The organism is Vibrio fujianensis, from assembly GCF_002749895.1.
GTDB lineage: Bacteria > Pseudomonadota > Gammaproteobacteria > Enterobacterales > Vibrionaceae > Vibrio > Vibrio fujianensis.
On sequence record NZ_NBUS01000040.1, the window covers coordinates 1 to 257 of the forward strand.

A 257-nucleotide genomic window follows, 5' to 3' on the forward strand; every position below is an offset into this window, starting at 1 on the left:
TTATTAAGGCTATTCATGATGAATGATGGTAGTAGTTAAATAGCCTTAATTAGATCATATTTTTATTTAGATTGGTATAACACACATAGGTGATACATATGTATTTGATTAAATTGAGCAATAACCTGTTTTATTCACGCATACCTACCTCTGTAATGTTACAAACTTCTCAAGAAGCGCTTTTCTTTTAATTGAGCATAATTGACTTTACCCGTGATCTTATTCACTAAATGTTGCCATCTAAACCTGTTGAAGTG